A 13,879-nucleotide genomic window follows, 5' to 3' on the forward strand; every position below is an offset into this window, starting at 1 on the left:
CCGCGCCTTCACGCCTCTCAGGTGCGCTCGGTACCGCCCGATCTGAAATTCGGTATCCTTGTCGTGGTAGCTCCTCGATCCGGATCGTTGCTCGGGAGGACACGCCCTCCCCGCCTCCCGCCGGTGACACCCCGACGGCCCGGATTGCCGAGGTGCGGGGCACCCCCCGGATGGCACTCGGTTGCGGATCGCCGTCCCGACATTTCTGCCTTTGGGCAAGGAGACCCGCCTTGTGCAGGGCTACTGCCGCTGGCTCAAGGACCGGCATGGCATAGCCTCTCGGTCAGCCATCCACGCCCCGACGTTCAAGCAATCTGCCGACGAGGTCCGATCCACAGTTCGGGTGTGGAAACCTGAGATCGCGCAAGCCCCAAGACGCACGGACGCCGACCCACCCCATCAAACCGACCTGCAAGCCGGGAACACAGGATGCCGCGTGGAAGGGCTTGGGTGTGGTACCGCCTCCCCGGCTCGAACGGGGGACCCCCAGATCCACAATCTGGTGCTCTAACCAACTGAGCTAAGGCGGCACTGCGCGGGGACGTAGCGCCGGACTGCGGCGAATGCAAGGGCCTTGCAGGATGGGGCGCGGCCGCGCTACGCCCAGAGCCGATCGGCAGAGCAGGAGGAACGCCATGAGCATCGACAAGCAGAGCGACGTGTCGGCCAACCTCCAGATCGGCCCCACCTCGGTCGGGATGGTCCGAATCTATGTCGAGGCGGAAGGCGGGATCGAGCTCCCGCTCGACTTTGAACCGGAAGAAGCCCTGGAGATCGCCGAAGAGCTGCGCGCCGCCGCGGAGATCGCCCGCGGCATGGGCAAGAACCGGCGCTGACCCGGGCCGGTCAGCCCAGGCCAAGACCGGGATCGCGCGCGCCGTGCCAGCGCAGGGCGGCGTGACGCGCAAAGCGGTGCGTCAGACCCTTGCGCCGAGCCGAGGCGAGCTTCTGCTCCGGTGCCATCCGCACGATCTCGGCATCGTAATGGTCCGCGATGATGAGTCCCATGTCTTCGGGCAGGAGCTCCACGGGAAAATCCGCATCGACCGCCCAGAAGAAGCGGTCGCACCAGTCGAGATAGCCCTGCCACTTGCGGTCCGACTGGAAGTCGGCGCGCGACGACTTGCATTCGACGACCCAGATCTCCCCCTTGGGGCCCAGCGCCATGACATCCACGCGCAGGCCGGGCGTGGGCGTCATCTCCTCGATGGTGACGAAGTCATGGGTGAGGAGGTGCCGGCAGACCCCACGCGCCAGCAGGACGCCCGGGCGCGGCGCGGGCGCCGGCAGATCGAGAGCGGGTTGAGGAAGCGGCATTCGTCGAATCTCGCCGCTCCGTCGTTCCCGGTCAAGCGCGGCGCGGTCACATCCCCCGGCGCGGCGGTTGCGTCCCCGCGAGGGGCGGTCTAGCAACAGGCCCTGGAGGTCGTTCCCATGTTCACAGGCATCGTCACCGATCAGGGCGAGATCCTCGCCGTCCAGCGCGAGGGGGACCTGCGCGCCCGCATCGCCACCAGCTACGACGTCGACCGCATCGACATCGGGGCTTCGATTTCCTGCGATGGCGTCTGCCTCACGGTGGTGGCCAAGGGCCACGAGCCACGCCCCTGGTTCGAGGTGCAGGTCTCGGCCGAGACCTTGGACAAGACCAGCATCGGACACGATGGCTGGGCGCCGGGGCGGCGGATCAACCTCGAACGTGCCCTCAAGGTAGGCGACGAACTGGGGGGGCATATCGTGTCGGGTCACGTGGATGGCGTGGCCGAGGTGGTTTCGATCCGGGCCGAGGGGGACAGCACCCGCGTCACGCTGCGCGCGCCCGACTCGCTGGCCCGTTTCATCGCCCCGAAGGGATCCGTGGCGCTTGACGGCATCTCCCTGACCGTGAACGAGGTCGAGGGGGCGACCTTCGGGGTCAACCTGATCCCCCACACCAAGGAGGTGACCACTTGGGGAACCCTGCGGGAAGGGCAGCCGGTCAACCTCGAGATCGACACGATGGCGCGCTATGTCGCGCGGCTTCGGGAATGGGCCTGACGCCCGGGCCCGGCCACAACGGCGGCCCGTCGCTGGACGACGGGATCTCTTGGCGCCGCTTCGCCTGGACGCAGGCCCGCGCCTCTCTTCTGCCGACGCTCCCGATCGAGGTCGTGCGCCTGAGGGTGTCCCGCGCGCGGGAGCTGGGCCTGCCCTATCGGACCTATGCCGGAATCCGCGCCAGCACGGGGCGGGATGTCATCGGGTTCCTCTTCTCGACCAACGCCTTGCAGCTGATCCGCCCGACGGACGTGCTGCCCCGGGACCGGCGCGACCGTCTGTCGGCCCTGACCGGCTGCCAGCGCGTGGCGCTGGTCCAGCACCCGCTCGATCCAGGCCAGATCGCCACGACGGTCCCGCTCGACGATGCCGTCGCGGCCCCGCCCCCGCACGAGCCTTGGTCCGCCACGCGCGACCGCCTCCGCGCCGTGCTGAGGGCTCGGGGGATGCCCGGCGACGGCGTCGTCCTCGTGGCGGAGACGGACCTCGAGCGGGAATGGTGCGAGATGGCCCGCCTTGCCGGCGTTCTCCGGGGCGACGCCTACTTCGCACCCCTGCCCTGACGTCTCAGACCCAGAGCTCGAAGTTCGACGCCGACAGCGACTCCACGCCGGCCAGCACCGCCACGGCCCGTGCGCTCGCGCCTCCGGTTCCGTCGCGGTCCCAATAGAGCGTGTCATTGGCGTCGTTGTAGACGAAGGTGCCCCGGCCGGTCGTTGCGGCCGTGCCGTTCACCAGGCGCAAGGTCGAAGTCATCCCGTCGAAGTTCTCGACCCGGAAGGCGAGATGGTCGTTCCCCGAAAAGTCGGTGATGCGGTCGGCCCGATCGAGGTGATCCTCCTCCCACCAGATGAAGGTGTCGGAACCGCCGCCGCCGGTCATGCTGTCCGCCCCCCGGGCGCCCTCGAAGTCGTCAGCGCGGGCCGAGCCGCGGATGCGATCGTTTCCGTCACTGCCGGTGATCTGTTCGATGCCGATGGCGGTCTCCTTGTTGCCGAAGCCGTCATCGATGATCTGGCCTGCCGCAAGGCTCAGATCGACCCTGATCCCGGAGGGCTCCGGGCCGACGAACGAGCCCCGGAACTCCAGCCGGTCATGCCCTGCCCCGCCCTGATAGGTGTCGCGCCCCTCGCCACCCTGGAAGGCATTGTCCGCGCGGGAGCCGATGAAGCTGTCGCCGAAGCGCGTGCCCACGACATCCTCGATGTCGGTCACGGTATCCACGTTGCCGAAGCCATCACGGATCGTGCCGCGGATCGACCCTTTCGAGAAGGATGTTTCAAGATCTGCCCGGATCCCCAGCCAGCCGCCCTGCCAGTAGTCGTTGTCGTACTGGACCCGATCGTGGCCGTCATCGGTCGGCTGGCCGTCGACGTAGCTCCTGCGTCCCCCATTGAAGCTGTCCCGGCCCCGCAGGCCGCTGAACTCATCATCGCGATCGGCTCGCCCCCTGAACACGTCGCCGAAGCGCGAGCCCTCCGCCGCCTCGATGCCGTTGATCCGATCGCGCCCGCCCCATGGGTCCGTGACCGTGCCGGCCCTCAGGTCGATGACCGCGCCCCGGGTGGCGGTGATCCCGTTGTTGTAGGTCGTGTCCCGGAAGGTCAGGCGGTCGAAGCCGCCGCCGCCGTTGTAGGTGTCGTTGCCGATCCCACCCTCGACCTGGTCGTCCCCAGCCCCCAGATCGTAGATGTCCTGTCCGACATCCGCCCCCGCAAGCGTTTCCCAGTCGTCCCCGGACGTGCCCCTGATGACGTCGTTTCCGGTCATCAGGTGATCCCAGACGATGGAGCTGTTCGGCCAGGGTCCAGCGTCCGGGACCTCGGATCCGAAGACGTTCGAGTAGAATTGCGACAGGTCCTTGGACACGGGGGTCCCGCCGGCAAGATCGCCGAACGTGACGAGCGTGCGTCCCCGGTCGTCGGCGACCCGCACCTGGGACATGGTTCCAGCGACCGCGACGCCGTCCAGGTAGGAAAAGCCGGTTCCGCTCACGACAACGCTGTAGCCTTCGAAGTCCGTCCCAGGCCCGAGCGTGAACTTGAGCTGGGTGGCGCTTCGCAGGGTGACCTCGGTCCCTGCCCCGCGGGAGGCGTCGAACAGGTTGCCGGGCCATGAGTCCAACTGGGAAAAGCGTGCGGTGAGCGTGACGGTCGCCATCGTGTGTCCCCCCGGGAACTCCGCGATGCCGGATGCGCGCAGACATGGCGGACTTGTTGAACAGGTACAGGCGCGCCTGTGTGAACCCTACCACGTTCGGACCATCCCGGCACTTGGCCTTTTGGCGGCGGCCGACCGGCGCAACCCTGCGTTCGTTTCGGCACAGGGTCCGTGCGCCCCTTCCAAATCCGGGGCGTGTCGGCTAACTGCGGCACAACAGGAGCCCCGCGTCATGACCATCACCTATGAAGAACCCGGCCCCGTCGAACGCGACTGGGCGACTGCCATCTCGCCGGTCGAAGAGATCATCGAGGAGGCGCGCAACGGGCGGATGGTGGTCCTGGTGGACCATGAGGACCGCGAAAACGAGGGTGACGTGATCATCCCGGCCCAGCTCTGCACGCCGGAGGCTGTCAACTTCATGGCGCGCGAGTGCCGGGGCCTGATCTGCCTCGCGCTGACCGAGAAGCGGGTGGACCAGCTCGGCCTGCCGCTGATGGCGGCGCAGAACTCCTCGCGCCACGAGACGGCCTTCACGGTGTCCATCGAGGCGCGCGAAGGCATCTCGACGGGGATCTCGGCGCATGACCGCGCCCGCACCATCGCCGTGGCCATCGACGCGAGCCACGGGCGCGAGGACCTGGCCACACCGGGGCACGTCTTCCCCCTGCGCGCCCGCGATGGCGGCGTGCTGGTGCGGGCAGGCCATACCGAGGCGGCCGTGGACCTGGCCCGGCTTGCCGGCCTCAACCCGTCGGGCGTAATCTGCGAGGTCATGAACGAGGACGGCACCATGGCGCGCCTGCCCGAGCTGGTGGCCTTCGCGCAGCGTCACGGCCTCAAGGTCGGCACGATCTCGGACCTCATCGCTTACCGGCGCCGCCATGACAATCTGGTGCGCGTCATCTCCGAGCGTGCCATCCAGTCCGAGTTCGGGGGCGAATGGACGCTCCGCGTCTACGCCGACCAGATCCAGGGCGCCGAGCACATCGCGCTCGTCAAGGGCGACCTGTCGGGGCCCGAGCCTGTCCTCGTCCGGATGCACGCCTTCGATCCGCTCCTCGACATCGTGGGGACCGGCAGCCAGGGCCGCGCCCACGAGTTCCAGGACGCCATGCACCTGATCGCACGGGAAGGCCGGGGCGTGCTGGTGCTGCTGCGCGATCTGCAGATGAAGCTGGCCGGCGAGGCGGATGCCGCGCCCCAGACCTTGCGCCAGTACGGCCTGGGCGCGCAGATCCTGTCCTCTCTCGGGTTGTCCCGCATCATCCTGCTGAGCAACTCTCCCAAGCCCCGCATCGTGGGGCTCGATGCCTATGGGCTCGACATCGTGGGCACGCAGAAGATTTCGGAGGGCTGACATGGCCGGATCGCAGACCCAAGGCCTCGAACGGGGCCGCTTCGACGGGAAGCCCGTCAAGGTTCTCATCGTCGTTGCCCCCTACTACCGCGACATCTCCGATGCGCTGCTCGAAGGGGCGCGGACCGAGATCGAGGCCTGGGGCGCCACGCACGAGACGGCCGAGGTTCCCGGTGCCCTGGAGATCGCGCCTGCCATCGCCATGGCCGCCCGTCTGGGCGAGTTCCAGGCCTTCGTGGCCCTGGGCTGCGTGATCCGGGGCGAGACCACCCATTACGATACCGTGGTGGAGGAATCCGCCCATGGCATCACCCTGCTCGGGCTCCAGGGTCATTGCATCGGCAACGGCATCCTGACCGTCGAGAACGAGGAGCAGGCGCGGGTCCGCGCCAATCCGCAGGACCAGAACAAGGGCGGCGGCGCTGCGGCGGCGGCGCTCCATCTGGTCCAGCTCTCGCGGCGCTGGACGCGGGCCGAGAAAGGCCTGGGCTTCCTGCGCGATCGGTTGGGAGCCACGGAATGAAGCCCGAGGAAAAGCGCCGGATGCGCTCGGCCGCGCGGTTCTACGCCGTGCAGGCCCTGTTCCAGATGGAAGCGTCGGGCGTCACGGTGGACACCGTGGCCCGGGAATTCGAGACTCATCGCTTTGGCGAGGTGATGGACGGCGTGGAACTGTCCGAGGGTCATGTGGACCTGTTCCGGAAGATCACGTCCGAAGCGGTGAACCATCAGGCCCGCATCGACCAGATGACCGACCGGGCGCTGGTCGCGAAATGGCCCATCGATCGCATCGACCCAACGCTTCGCGCGGTGTTCCGGGCGGCGGGGGCCGAACTGGTCGCCCATGATACCCCGCCGAAGGTGGTCATCACGGAATACCTGAGCATCGCGGACGCCTTCTACCCCGAGGGCCGGGAAAAGGCCTTCGTGAACGCCGTGCTCGACCACATGGCTCGCGAGGCCCATCCAGAGGCCTTCCGGTAAGCCGATCCGCCCGAGGCTCCTCCAAACGCGCTCGGGCCGTCGGGCAGCCTCGGACGACGCGGCGAAGGACCGCGGGCTCGTTCCTATGGAGCGGTGTAGGACGACAGTCGGCGGTTGGATATCCGCCATGCTCCCGACCGTCTTGCCCCATGCAAGCCGCAGCCAGAGCGTCTGCCGTCAGGAGAGATCCCTGCCAGTTTGACCGAGCCAGCGCCCCACAGGGCAGCGCTGCCGTCCGGCAGGAAAGTGGCGGGAACCGCGGCAACCGTGTGGGTGACGTTTCCCGAGGACCTGTGCATACAGGTGGGCGTCAGGTGATCAGGCCAGAACCTGACCAGAGCCGACTCCCTCGGAGTCATTATAGGCCACTGGAATCGAACCCGTTCACGAGAGGGGCAGAAGCCCGCCGTCGATCAAGGTAGGTGCACCCACCGGGGGCCGCAAGGGGCCTGACGCCGGGTCGCGTAAGGAACCGGACTCCGCCTTCACTCGCGCACCCAGCGGCTCATGACATCGTCACCGATGGGCCGCAGGTCCGTCAGGCGGAGGCGCGGTGCATCGGCCAGTCGCTCTGACCCAAGGCGCCCCAGCATCGCCCGGCCCTGGGACCCCAGGGCCATTCCAGCCTGAAAGAGCACGAGTTCATCCACGAGGTTGGCCTGCAGGAGACCGGCAGCGACCTGCCCCCCGCCCTCGCAGAAGACTCGCGTGATGCCTTGGCCCGCCAGGACGCCCAACGCCGCCCGGAGGTCGAGACCATCCCTCGTGTCCGGGCAGGGCAGGCAGATGGCTCCGGCGGCGTCCCAGGGCCCGGCGTCCGCACCATGGCGATGAAGAAGCCAGAGCGGGACCGCCCGCGCCGTCCGGGCCAACTGCCCGTCGAGCGGCAGATCCAGGTCGCGGCTCAGAACGACCCGCACAGGGTCAGGTCGCTCGCCCATGCCACGAACGGTCAGCAGGGGGTCGTCGGCCCGCGCCGTCCCTCCGCCCACCATCACGGCGTCCGATTTCGCCCGGAGCGCATGGACCATGGCACGCGCGGCCGGTCCGGTGATCCACTGGCTTTCCCCGGTCGCAGTCGCGATGCGACCGTCGAGGGTCGAGGCCAGCTTCAGGGTCACGAAGGGCCGACCCGATGTCACGCGCAGAAGGAACCCCGCGTGATCGCGCCTCGCCTCCTCGCCCCGCACTCCCACGGTGACCGCGATTCCGGCCGCCTCCAAGATCGCGATGCCACGGCCGGCCACCCGGGGATCGGGATCGCCCGTCGCGACGACCACCCGTGCCACGCCGGCAGCGACCAACGCCTCGGCGCAAGGTGGCGTCCGTCCGTGGTGGGCACAGGGCTCGAGCGTCACATAGGCCGTCGCGCCGCGCGCGTCGCCGGCTTGGGCCAGGGCCTGCGTTTCCCCGTGCGGCCGCCCGCCATCCGCCGTCCAGCCACGGCCAAGCACCCGGCCCTCCCGGACGATGACGCATCCCACGGCCGGGTTGGGCCAGACCCGCCCCAGCCCGCGCCGCCCCAGCGCAAGGGCAAGGGTCATCCAGCGGTCATCCTCTTCGGCCGTCACGCCTCGGGAGTCTCCTGGGGGCGAAGCTCCGCCATGAACCGGTCGAAGTCGCCGACCGCCTGGAAGTTCATGTAGACCGAGGCAAAGCGCACATAGGCCACCGTATCGATCCGGGCGAGCGTTTCCATGACGATCTCCCCGATCTGCCGCGAGGAGATGTCCGTTTCCCCCAGCGACTCGAGCCGCCGCACGATGCCGGACACCATCTGATCGATCCGATCCGGCTCGACGGGACGCTTCTGCAAGGCGATGCGGATCGACCGCTCCAGCTTGCCCCGATCGAAATCCTCCCGCCGTCCGTTCGCCTTGAGCACCACCAGATCGCGAAGCTGGACCCGTTCATAGGTCGTGAACCGCCCCCCGCAGGCTGCGCAGAAGCGGCGGCGGCGGATCGCCACATGGTCCTCGGCCGGACGCGAGTCCTTGACCTGGGTGTCGACGTTTCCACAAAAGGGGCAGCGCATGGTCCGGTCTTTGTCCTGTCCTGCGCCGCAGCATAGAAAGCGTGGCAGCCATTGTGTAGTCGGGATTTCTGGCGCCTAGATGATGGGCCCCGTCCCGCATGAATACGGTTGGGCTACTCGGCCGCCGGGATCACGCGCTGCGGCGCCTCGTTTGCAGGCTCCCGCGCGGCTGCCGCGTCCTCCTCGCTGTCCCCGTCGAACGCGAGCGCGAGCGACTTGTTGGTCTTGGCCCCGAGCTTCTTGAGCTTTTCAACCTGTCCCACGAGGTTTCCGCTTCCCTTGGTAAGCTGGCCCAGCGCCTTTTCATGCGCCGCCGTCGCGGTGCCAAGCGCACGCCCCACCGCCGAAAAGCTTTCGATGAAACCGGCCAGCTTGTCGTACAGGAACCCGGCGCGCTCGGCGATGCTTTCGGCGTTCTTGTTCCGGTTTTCCACGTCCCAAAGGTGCTTCACCGTCCTGAGCGCCATGAGCAGCGTTGTGGGATAGGCAATGCCGATCCCCCGCTCCATGGCATAGGTCCCGATGTCGGCCTCGTGCGCCCAGGCGGCGCTGACCGCCCCCTCAATCGGCATGAAGAGAAGGACCCAGTCCACCGCTCCATCCTCGAGGTTCTGGTAGCCCTTGGACGCCAGTTCGTCGATGCGGGCCTTCACGGCCTTGACGTGATCCCGCAGGTGGCGTCCCCGCTCCTCCTCCGTCTCGGCCCCGATGGCGGCGGCATAGCTGACCATCGACACCTTGCTGTCGATCACCAGAGCCTTGCCGCCCGGCATCCTCAGGATCACGTCCGGACGGAGCCGGTCGCCTTCGTCTCCGGTCCGGCTCGACTGGGTGACGAAATCGATGTCCTTCTGGTAGCCCATGTATTCGAGGTAACGCTCGAGCTGCGCTTCGCCCCAGGCGCCCTGGCGGTGCTTCTCCCCCTTGAGGGCGCGTGCGAGGTTCGTGGCCTCCTGGCTCACCATCTCGGTGCGCGAGGTCAGTTCGCGGATCTGCTCGGTCAGGACGGCCCGGTCGCGGCCTGCCGACTGGTGGACCTCCCGCAGTTCCAGCTCGAAGCGGCCCACCTGCTCCTTGAAGGGGCTCAGAAGGGCGTTCAGCTTTTCCTCGTGGGCCCGGGAAAACTCCGACCCGGTCTCGCGCAGGGTCCGGCCCGCGAGATCGCGGAACTCGCGTGTCATCTCCTCGCGGATGGCTTTCAGGGACTCCACCTCGCGCGCGGCCGAGATCAGCTTGCCGTCCGTGTCGGCCCGAAGGGCCGCGTGATCGGCCTTGAGCCGCGTATGCTCGTCCTGGGTGTCCTGAAGGAGCCGTCGCACGGCAGCGACGTCCTCGCGCAGGCCGCGCTCCACCGCCTCAAGGCGCGAGACCGCCTCGTTGGCCTTGGCACAGCGCGACTCCGCATCGGCGCAGCGCGTCTCGGCGTCGCGGTGGGTCTGCCGCAGCGCCTCGACCTCGCGGGCGATGTCGCGAAGGCGGTGGTCGCGATCATCGACCAGCCGGACCTGCGCCTCGAGTTGCGCCCGCGCCACCTCGGACGAGGTGCGGGCCTGCTCCAGCTGGCGCAGCGCGGCCTCTCCTTCGGCTCGAAGCCGGCTCACCTCCGCCTTGGCGCCCCGGGCCCGAAGCATCGCAGCGCCGGCCAGCACGAACAAAGCCACGGAGACGATCAGGCTCAGGGTCTGGATGTTCAACGGCTCAACTCCGACGGTTCGCCCCATGATCGCAACCGGGGGGTCGGGGTCAAGCGCCGGTTGGGAAACAACCGCCCGACACGCGTCGGCGCAACGCCGCGCGTCGCGGGACCGAACCGCCGCCAGTAACCCAGGCCGGGTGGAAGCGGACCGAGCCCTTTCTAATCTATTGGCCCAAGAACAGCGCCAGGGAGGCCGACCATGACACGACTGACCGCCAGCGATTTCTCGCCGCAGCTTCTCGAGCTCTACGACGGCTACGCCCACGGCCGCATCACCAAGCGCGAGTTCCTCGACCGCGCCGCGGGTTTCGCTATAGGCGGGATGACCGCGCCGGCCCTCCTTGCGGCAATGAGCCCGAACTACGCGCTCGCCCAGCAGGTCGAGTTCACCGATCCGGAGATCCTGCCCGAATACGTGACCTACGATTCGCCGGACGGCACGGGTGACGTCAGAGCCTATCTCGTTCGACCCGCCACCCCAAAGGAGGGTGCGCAGCCGGGCCCCGAGGACGCTGGCGCAGGTCCCTTTCCCGCCGTGGTCGTCGTGCACGAGAACCGCGGCCTCAACCCTTACATCGAGGACGTCGCACGCCGCCTCGGCAAGGCCGGGTTCCTTGCACTTGCGCCCGATGGCCTGAGCTCCGTGGGCGGCTACCCGGGCAATGACGAGGAGGGGCGCGCGCTTCAGCAGCAGGTCGATCCCGAACGGCTCATGAATGATTTCCTGCGTGCCGTGGACTGGTTGCGTGGCCACGAATTGTCGACCGGGAATGTCGGGATCGTGGGGTTCTGCTACGGGGGTGGCGTCTGCAATGCCGCAGCGGTCGCGATTCCCGAGCTCAAGGCCGCCGTGCCCTTCTATGGCCGCCAGCCCGACCCGGCGGATGTGCCGCGCATCAACGCGCCGCTCCTGATCCATTACGCCGAGCTCGACACGCGCATCAACGAAGGCTGGCCCGCCTATGAGGAGGCTCTCAAGGCCAATGGCAAGACCTACGAGGCCCACATCTATCCCGGCGTGAACCACGGCTTCCACAACGACTCGACGCCCCGCTACGACGCCGAAGCCGCCGAGCTGGCCTGGAGCCGTACGCTCGACTGGTTCCGCCGCTATCTGGCCTGAGCCGGTCAGGTCCTCTCGGCCCGGGACGGACCTCGGCCACCATCGCGTCGCGTGGCGCGGGACCATCCGACGATGACGCCCGCGACCATCCCGACCGCGATGCCCAGAAGCATCGAGAGTGCCACGACATACCCGGAATATCCTTCGAACCCGGAGGTGGCCGCCCCTTCCGTATAGACCAGCCCCGCCACCAGTCCGGCGAGGCCACCGGCCATCGCCCCGAGGAGGGCACCCAGAAAAGCGAAGCCGACCTTACGACCAAGAGCCATGCGGTCCTCCAGCGTTCTGTCCGGTACGCCAATGAACGGCCGCCAGTCCGACCGGGCGCCATCGTTCCACCGGGTAATAAAAAGGCGCCCCTTGGGGCGCCTCTCGGTGTTACTGGTCCAGGAAACTCCGCAATTTCCGGCTCCGGCTCGGGTGCTTCAGCTTCCGCAGCGCCTTGGCCTCGATCTGCCGGATCCGCTCCCGCGTCACGCTGAACTGCTGACCCACCTCTTCCAGCGTATGGTCGGTGTTCATCCCGATGCCGAACCGCATCCGCAGCACCCGCTCCTCGCGCGGCGTCAGCGAGGCGAGCACCCGCGTCGTGGTTTCCTTCAGGTTCTCCTGAATGGCCGAATCCAGCGGCAGGATCGCGTTCTTGTCCTCGATGAAGTCGCCAAGCTGCGAATCCTCCTCGTCCCCGATGGGCGTCTCGAGGGAGATCGGCTCCTTGGCGATCTTCATCACCTTGCGGACCTTCTCCAGCGGCATCTGCAGCTTTTCGGCCAGCTCCTCGGGCGTCGGCTCGCGGCCGATCTCATGGAGCATCTGGCGGCCGGTCCGCACCAGCTTGTTGATGGTCTCGATCATGTGGACCGGGATGCGGATCGTCCGGGCCTGGTCCGCGATGGACCGGGTGATGGCCTGCCGGATCCACCAGGTCGCATAGGTGGAGAACTTGTAGCCGCGCCGGTACTCGAACTTGTCCACGGCCTTCATCAGGCCGATGTTGCCCTCCTGGATCAGGTCCAGGAACTGCAGGCCGCGGTTCGTGTACTTCTTGGCGATGGAGATCACGAGCCGGAGGTTCGCCTCGACCATCTCCTTCTTGGCCTGACGGGCCTCCTTCTCGCCCTTCTGGACCTGCGCCACGATGCGCCGGAACTCCGAGATGTCGACGCCGACATACTGGCCGACCTGGGCCATCTCGCCGCGCAACTCCTCGATCTTGTCGCGCGACCGCTCCAGCAGCATCGCCCAGCCGCGGCCCGCCTTCTGGCCCATGCGGTCCAGCCACGCGGGGTCCAGCTCGCTGCCCCGGTACTCGTCGATGAACTCGCGACGGTTGATCCGCGCCTGGTCGGCCAGCTTCACCATCGCCGAATCGATCGACATGATGCGCTTGTTGATGCCGTAAAGCTGGTCGATCAGCGCCTCGATCCGGTTGTTGTGCAGATGGAGCGAGTTCACCATCGCCACGATCTCGGAGCGCAGCTTCTGGTATTGCTCCTCGTCCGTCTTGGAGAAGGACCCGTCCTCGTTCAGCGTGGCGGACATGCGGGCATCCTGCATGTCCGACAGCATCCCGAAGTCGTGGGCGATGCTTTCCAGCGTTTCCAGAACCCGCGGCTTGAGCGTCGCCTCCATGGCGGCGAGGGACATGTTCGACTGGTCGTCGTCATCCTCCTCGTCGTCCCGGGCGATCTCGTTGCCGTCGGCATCGAACTCGGGCCCGGAGGACGACGGACGGGGGCCGGAGCTCACGCCCCCCGCTTCCACGAGAGGCTCGAGCCCCGCATCTTCACCCAGCTGGTTGCCGAAGGTCGCCTCGAGGTCGATCACGTCGCGCAGCAGGATGTCCTCGGACAGCAGCTCGTCGCGCCAGATCGTGATGGCCTGGAAGGTGAGCGGGCTCTCGCAGAGCCCCGCGATCATCGTGTTCCGGCCCGCCTCGATCCGCTTGGCGATGGCGATCTCGCCCTCGCGCGACAGCAGCTCCACCGAGCCCATCTCGCGCAGGTACATGCGCACCGGGTCGTCCGTGCGGTCGAGCTTTTCGGTTTCGGCCCCGGCCAGCGCGACGTCCCGGTTGCCGCCGACCACAGCGACCTCACGGGAGCCCTGGTCCTCCTCGGTCTCTTCCGACTCCTCGTTCTCGGTGACCTGAATCCCCATCTCCGAGAGCATGGACATCACGTCCTCGATCTGGTCGGACGAGACCTGATCGGGAGGAAGCACGGCGTTCAGCTGATCGTAGGTGATGTAGCCCCGCTCCCGAGCGTCTGCGATCATCTTCTTGACCGCAGCCTGGCTCATGTCGAGCGAGATGTCCCCGTCGTCGGCGTCGTCCTTCTGGTGGTCGTCAGTGTCCTTGGCCATTGGGAGCTCCCTCGGGTCCGGGGTGATTCGGGTGATTCGTCGGGTCTGGCGTCTTGCGAATCAATCGAGGTCTCGGGTGATTCGCAATCGCCATATAGTCAGTTTTCAAAGCCCTGCCAC

At 67.7% G+C, this 13,879-nt stretch carries 14 protein-coding genes, 1 tRNA gene and 1 other RNA gene; 7 read left to right on the plus strand and 9 right to left on the minus strand.

Annotation, left to right across the window (positions count from 1 at the left end; genetic code table 11):
- Positions 1-453: 453 nt before the first annotated feature.
- Positions 454-530: transfer RNA gene (locus tag J3P31_RS04580), tRNA-His, on the minus strand.
- 105 nt (positions 531-635) lie between these two features.
- Between J3P31_RS04580 and J3P31_RS04585 the strand changes: the two genes are divergently transcribed.
- Positions 636-836, plus strand: coding sequence for a DUF6324 family protein (locus J3P31_RS04585; protein WP_210527211.1), 201 nt, complete (start codon positions 636-638; stop codon positions 834-836).
- A gap of 10 nt (positions 837-846) precedes the next feature.
- Here the strand turns inward: J3P31_RS04585 and J3P31_RS04590 are convergent, their stop codons facing one another.
- Positions 847-1,317 carry an MmcB family DNA repair protein gene (locus J3P31_RS04590; RefSeq protein ID WP_210527212.1) on the minus strand — a complete coding sequence of 157 codons (471 nt, stop codon included), beginning with the start codon at positions 1,315-1,317 and terminating at the stop codon, positions 847-849.
- Positions 1,318-1,434: 117 nt separating this feature from the next.
- Here J3P31_RS04590 and J3P31_RS04595 point away from each other — a divergent pair, with 117 nt between their 5' ends.
- Both J3P31_RS04595 and J3P31_RS04600 read left to right on the plus strand, forming a co-directional pair.
- Positions 1,435-2,037: a riboflavin synthase gene (locus tag J3P31_RS04595; protein ID WP_210527213.1), complete on the plus strand. Its 603-nt coding sequence runs from the start codon at positions 1,435-1,437 to the stop codon at positions 2,035-2,037.
- A complete protein-coding gene (locus J3P31_RS04600; RefSeq protein ID WP_246849267.1) occupies positions 2,028-2,600 on the plus strand; it encodes a hypothetical protein in 573 nt (190 codons plus the stop codon). Before J3P31_RS04595 ends, J3P31_RS04600 begins: the two co-directional genes overlap by 10 nt.
- 4 nt (positions 2,601-2,604) lie before the next feature.
- Here J3P31_RS04600 and J3P31_RS04605 read toward each other — a convergent pair whose 3' ends face one another.
- On the minus strand, positions 2,605-4,197 hold the full coding sequence (locus J3P31_RS04605; RefSeq protein ID WP_210527214.1) for a calcium-binding protein: 1,593 nt from the start codon (positions 4,195-4,197) through the stop codon (positions 2,605-2,607).
- A 232-nt stretch (positions 4,198-4,429) separates the two neighbouring features.
- Between J3P31_RS04605 and ribB the strand changes: the two genes are divergently transcribed.
- From ribB to nusB, 3 genes are read left to right on the plus strand one after another with little or no spacing between them, the layout of a single operon-like run.
- The gene (gene ribB / locus J3P31_RS04610) at positions 4,430-5,557 is read left to right on the plus strand and encodes a 3,4-dihydroxy-2-butanone-4-phosphate synthase (RefSeq protein WP_210527215.1); all 1,128 of its coding nucleotides are present in this window, start codon (positions 4,430-4,432) and stop codon (positions 5,555-5,557) included.
- A 1-nt stretch (position 5,558) separates the two neighbouring features.
- On the plus strand, positions 5,559-6,080 hold the full coding sequence (locus J3P31_RS04615) for a 6,7-dimethyl-8-ribityllumazine synthase (protein ID WP_210527216.1): 522 nt from the start codon (positions 5,559-5,561) through the stop codon (positions 6,078-6,080).
- A complete protein-coding gene (gene nusB / locus J3P31_RS04620; RefSeq protein WP_210527217.1) occupies positions 6,077-6,541 on the plus strand; it encodes a transcription antitermination factor NusB in 465 nt (154 codons plus the stop codon). Before J3P31_RS04615 ends, nusB begins: the two co-directional genes overlap by 4 nt.
- A 249-nt stretch (positions 6,542-6,790) precedes the next feature.
- Here the strand turns inward: nusB and ssrS are convergent.
- The 4 genes from ssrS to J3P31_RS04640 form a co-directional block, all read right to left on the minus strand.
- Positions 6,791-6,946, minus strand: a non-coding RNA gene (gene ssrS, locus J3P31_RS04625) — 6S RNA.
- Positions 6,947-7,026: 80 nt separating this feature from the next.
- A complete protein-coding gene (ribD, locus tag J3P31_RS04630) occupies positions 7,027-8,112 on the minus strand; it encodes a bifunctional diaminohydroxyphosphoribosylaminopyrimidine deaminase/5-amino-6-(5-phosphoribosylamino)uracil reductase RibD (RefSeq protein ID WP_368373014.1) in 1,086 nt (361 codons plus the stop codon).
- Positions 8,109-8,576, minus strand: a complete 468-nt coding sequence (gene nrdR / locus J3P31_RS04635) for a transcriptional regulator NrdR (protein WP_210527219.1) — start codon at positions 8,574-8,576, stop codon at positions 8,109-8,111. The genes ribD and nrdR overlap by 4 nt, the downstream gene beginning before the upstream one ends.
- A gap of 113 nt (positions 8,577-8,689) precedes the next feature.
- Positions 8,690-10,270 (minus strand): DNA recombination protein RmuC, encoded by a 1,581-nt coding sequence (locus J3P31_RS04640; RefSeq protein WP_246849268.1) that lies wholly within the window; start codon positions 10,268-10,270, stop codon positions 8,690-8,692.
- A gap of 201 nt (positions 10,271-10,471) precedes the next feature.
- Between J3P31_RS04640 and yghX the strand changes: the two genes are divergently transcribed.
- Positions 10,472-11,395 carry a YghX family hydrolase gene (gene yghX, locus J3P31_RS04645; protein ID WP_210527221.1) on the plus strand — a complete coding sequence of 308 codons (924 nt, stop codon included), beginning with the start codon at positions 10,472-10,474 and terminating at the stop codon, positions 11,393-11,395.
- Between the two features lie 5 nt (positions 11,396-11,400).
- On the opposite strand, the gene J3P31_RS04650 is transcribed toward yghX, so the two are convergent.
- Both J3P31_RS04650 and rpoD read right to left on the minus strand, forming a co-directional pair.
- A complete protein-coding gene (locus J3P31_RS04650; protein WP_210527222.1) occupies positions 11,401-11,664 on the minus strand; it encodes a hypothetical protein in 264 nt (87 codons plus the stop codon).
- Between the two features lie 109 nt (positions 11,665-11,773).
- The gene (gene rpoD / locus J3P31_RS04655) at positions 11,774-13,759 is read right to left on the minus strand and encodes an RNA polymerase sigma factor RpoD (protein ID WP_210527223.1); all 1,986 of its coding nucleotides are present in this window, start codon (positions 13,757-13,759) and stop codon (positions 11,774-11,776) included.
- Positions 13,760-13,879: the final 120 nt, after the last annotated feature.

This window comes from Rubellimicrobium arenae, from assembly GCF_017916275.1.
In the GTDB taxonomy this organism is placed as follows: Bacteria; Pseudomonadota; Alphaproteobacteria; order Rhodobacterales; family Rhodobacteraceae; genus Rubellimicrobium; species Rubellimicrobium arenae.